At 51.0% G+C, this 3,779-nt stretch carries 5 protein-coding genes; 2 read left to right on the forward strand and 3 right to left on the reverse strand.

What is annotated here, in order from left to right; translation table 11 throughout:
- On the forward strand, positions 1 to 185 hold a 185-nt coding region (locus tag VIM87_RS10605), incomplete at its 5' end, for a type II 3-dehydroquinate dehydratase (RefSeq protein WP_331996972.1).
- Between the two features lie 105 nt (positions 186 to 290).
- Here VIM87_RS10605 and VIM87_RS10610 read toward each other — a convergent pair.
- Positions 291 to 947 carry a Crp/Fnr family transcriptional regulator gene (locus VIM87_RS10610; protein ID WP_331996973.1) on the reverse strand — a complete coding sequence of 219 codons (657 nt, stop codon included), beginning with the start codon at positions 945 to 947 and terminating at the stop codon, positions 291 to 293.
- Between the two features lie 118 nt (positions 948 to 1,065).
- Here VIM87_RS10610 and VIM87_RS10615 point away from each other — a divergent pair, with 118 nt between their 5' ends.
- Entirely contained in the window at positions 1,066 to 1,965 is a 900-nt protein-coding gene (locus VIM87_RS10615) for an SDR family oxidoreductase (protein WP_331996974.1), read from the forward strand.
- A 146-nt stretch (positions 1,966 to 2,111) separates the two neighbouring features.
- Here VIM87_RS10615 and bioB read toward each other — a convergent pair whose 3' ends face one another.
- Both bioB and VIM87_RS10625 read right to left on the reverse strand, forming a co-directional pair.
- A complete protein-coding gene (bioB, locus tag VIM87_RS10620; RefSeq protein ID WP_331996975.1) occupies positions 2,112 to 3,104 on the reverse strand; it encodes a biotin synthase BioB in 993 nt (330 codons plus the stop codon).
- Positions 3,105 to 3,255: 151 nt separating this feature from the next.
- The coding region (locus VIM87_RS10625) for a M28 family peptidase (protein WP_331996976.1) at positions 3,256 to 3,779 on the reverse strand (524 nt) is incomplete at its 5' end.

Raw genomic sequence — 3,779 nt, forward strand, 5'->3', positions numbered from 1 at the left:
CTTCTGTAGCTATACGGGATGCTATTGCAGCTATTAAAACGCCGGTGATAGAAGTGCACATCAGCAATGTATATGCGCGGGAAGAGTTCCGTCACACTTCACTGATAGCGCCTAAATGTGTGGGCACTATCTGCGGGTTAGGTATGAAAGGGTATAGGCTGGGAGTGGAATATTTTTTGAATTGAGATAGTAATGCATTTAAATAAACAGGCCGTTCCATATGCAATGGAGCGGCCTTTCTTTTTTGGCGCTGCTGCACCTGTATTCATTGAAATGCCCGTTTGGAGCAATTAAAATTCCTTTTGCCGTTTAAGCTGCGCATGCCGGATACGGCTTAGTGTTTCCCTTGATACGCCCAGGTAAGATGCTACCATATGCAGCGGTATACGCCTGAAAACATCCGGAAAGGAATTAACAAATTCCTGGTATTTCTCTTCAGCCGTATAGCTGATATTCATGAGTATGCGGTTCAGGTTTGCATCGTGGCTGCTGGTTTTCAGCTTATCTGAATAAGATCTGAATGCAGGAATAGCCTCAAATATTTTATCCATGTTTTCCCGGGACCATAATAGTACCTGCGTATCTTCCAGCGCCTCAATATTATATTTGGATGGCAGCTGGCTATTGTAGCTTTCAGTGTCCAGCATCCAGCCATTTTCAACTGCAAACCGCATATTATATTCCGCACCGTCATCTCTTGTACAATAGGTTCTTAACAGGCCTTTCACTACAAAAGCCTTAAACCGGCAAACTTCGCCCTCGTGCAGCAGCTGCTGCCTTCTGCGCAATTTTTTTTCGGTTGCCAGTGAACACAGGAGCTTTAGCTCCTCTTTGGTGAGAGATACTTCAGCTGTAATAAATGTTTCGAAATGCCCGGTCATGCTTAAAGGTACAAACGGTTTAATAATGAGCTGCCTTTCCCTTGCCTGGTGGCTGGATACATGCAAAGTTAGGTCAAATGACCTCAAAAAATTGTGTCAAATCTCCTTGCTGAGGGGGAGCCTTCATCCCAATTTTGTGGCATAATCAGATCTATTACAAATTGTTATCAAAACAGAAGAATCTATGCGTGTTTTTGTAACCGGCGCTACGGGCTTTGTAGGCTCTGCCATTGTACAGGAATTAATAGCGGCGGGCCACCAGGTATTGGGCCTGGCCCGCTCGGATGAAGGGGCTAAATCACTGGCCGCTGCGGGTGCAGCCGTGCACCGGGGAGATCTTACCGACCTGGAAAGCCTGCGCAGCGGCGCAGCTATGTCGGATGGCGTGATCCATGCCGGGTTTATCCATGATTTCTCAAAATTCAAGGAAAGCTGTGAGTTGGACAGGCAGGTGATTGAGACGATGGGCGCCGCACTGGCCGGCTCTGACCGGCCCCTGGTTATTACCTCCGCCATCGGTATCCTGGCGTCTGGCCGCCTGGGGCTTGAAGAAACCCCGGCCAGTTCCAGCAATACCAAAAATCCGCGGGTGGCCACTGAGGAGACCGCTGCTGCAGTTGCGGCTAACGGTGTGCATGTGTCGATCGTACGCCTCCCGCCATCCGTGCATGGCGATGGTGATCATGGTTTTGTTCCGATGGTTATTAACGTTGCGCGCGAAAAAGGCGTTTCCGCCTATGTAGGCGAAGGGCTGAACCGCTGGCCGGCCGTGCACCGGCTGGATGCTGCCCGGCTTTACAGGCTGGTGCTGGAGAAAGGCGCTGCAGGCGCCCGGTATCACGCGGTGGCTGAGGAAGGGGTGCCTTTCCGCGAAATTGCTACTGTAATTGGCCGGCGCCTGAATGTGCCGGTGGTGGCTAAGACCCCTGAGGAGGCTGGAGGCCACTTTGGCTGGTTAGCACATTTCATGGGCCTGGATGTTCCGGCCTCCAGCCAGCGCACCCGGGAACAGCTGGGATGGGAGCCCACGGGCCCCGGGCTGATAGCTGATATTGACCATGAGCGTTATTTTCAGGCTAAATAAAGGCCGCCTGCTGGCCGCCGCCAGGCGCCGGGCGGGAGAACCGGCGCAAACGGCATGCTATCGGGCAAGACAATAAAGCTTCCAGCAACCCCAAACGAAAAGAGCGCCTGTTACAGGCGCTCTTTTCTATTTTTAGTCATTACATTTTAACAGGCGGCAGCGGTTTCCTTCTCGTCTTTAAAAGCTTCCCTGGCTTTTAATCCCAGCAGCTCAAACATCATATGGTCTTCTTCAAAAGAAGGATTTTTTGTGGTCAGCAGCTTTTCACCGGTAAAGATGGAGTTGGCGCCAGCCATAAAGCACAGGGCCTGCTCAGATACGCTCATCTCTGCACGGCCGGCGCTCAGGCGTACCATGGCGCTGGGTATCAGGATGCGGGTAGTGGCTATCATACGCACCATATCCCAGAACTCTACTTTAGGCATATGCTCCAGCGGCGTGCCTTTTACGCGGGTAAGCGCATTAATGGGCACTGATTCAGGATGCTGAGGCAGGTTGCTGAGGGTGTGCAGCATTTTAATGCGGTCCTCATGGGTTTCACCCAGGCCTATAATACCGCCGCAGCATACGCTTACACCGGCTTTGCGCACGTTATCCAGCGTTTGCAGGCGGTCGTCGTAAGTACGGGTGGTAATGATCTCGCTATAATATTCATCTGAGGTATCCAGGTTGTGGTTGTAGGCGTACAAACCGGCATCTGCCAGCTTCCTGGCCTGCTCTTCCGTAAGCATACCCAGGGTGCAGCATACTTCCATGCCCAGCTCATTTACGCCTTTTACCATATCCAGCACACGGTCAAAGTCGCGGTTATCGCGTACCTCGCGCCAGGCAGCGCCCATGCAAAAGCGGGTGGATCCGGCTTCCCGGGCTTTACGGGCATATTCCAGCACAGTATCTTTCTGCAGCAGGCCATGTACTTTGATGTCGGTATTATAACGGGCGGCCTGCGGGCAGTACGCACAATCTTCGGAGCAGCCGCCGGTTTTAATGGACAGCAGGGTACAAACCTGTACTTCTGCGGTATCCTGGTATTGGCGGTGTGCGCTGGCAGCGCGGAATATCAGTTCCAGCAGCGGAGTATTATAGATAGCTTTTATTTCTTCAATGGTCCAGTCATGACGGATCTGCACATCTTGCATAAGTATAATATTTAATAGGAAGCAAACGTACGGAAAAAAGCATAAAGCGCAAAGCTTAAACAGGCATAAAGCTAAAGCATAAAGCTCAATGCATTGGATAAAGCGAGGCTTTAAGCTTTACGCTTTTTGCTTTCGGCTTTTCGCTTTCTGCTCACAGGTACTTAAAGTTCGTTTTAGGCGTAATGCTCAGCAGTGTATGATAAATGAGCATAATGGTGTTCTCAATATCCTCTTTCTTTACCATTTCCACGGTGGTATGCATGTAGCGCAGCGGCAGGCTGATAAGGGCAGAGGGGGTACCGTCATTGGAATATGCAAAGGCATCTGTATCGGTACCGGTGCTGCGGCTTACGGCATGGCGCTGGAAAGGAATATCGTTCTTCTGCGCGGTTTTAATGATCAGGTCGCGGAGAATGTTATGCACTGCAGGGCCGTAGGTAATGCTGGGGCCATTGCCGCAACGGATCTCACCTTCCACGTTCTTATTGATCATGGGGGTGGTGGAATCATGTGTTACATCCGTGATAATGGCCACATTGGCTTTGATACGTTTGGCGATCATTTCTGCGCCCCGCAGGCCTACTTCTTCCTGCACCGCATTTACGATGTACAGGCCAAAGGGCAGCTGCTGCTTATTTTCTTTAAGCAGGCGGGCCACCTCAGCTATCATAAAAC

Origin of the sequence: Chitinophaga sp. (genome assembly GCF_036569125.1) — a bacterium.
Taxonomy (GTDB): domain Bacteria; phylum Bacteroidota; class Bacteroidia; order Chitinophagales; family Chitinophagaceae; genus Chitinophaga.

Coding starts and splice junctions, on each gene's coding strand:
- VIM87_RS10615 (WP_331996974.1), top strand. CDS start 1,066: ATGCGTGTTTTTGTAACCGGCGCTACGGGCTTTGTAGGCTCTGCCATT.
- bioB (WP_331996975.1), bottom strand. CDS start 3,104: ATGCAAGATGTGCAGATCCGTCATGACTGGACCATTGAAGAAATAAAA.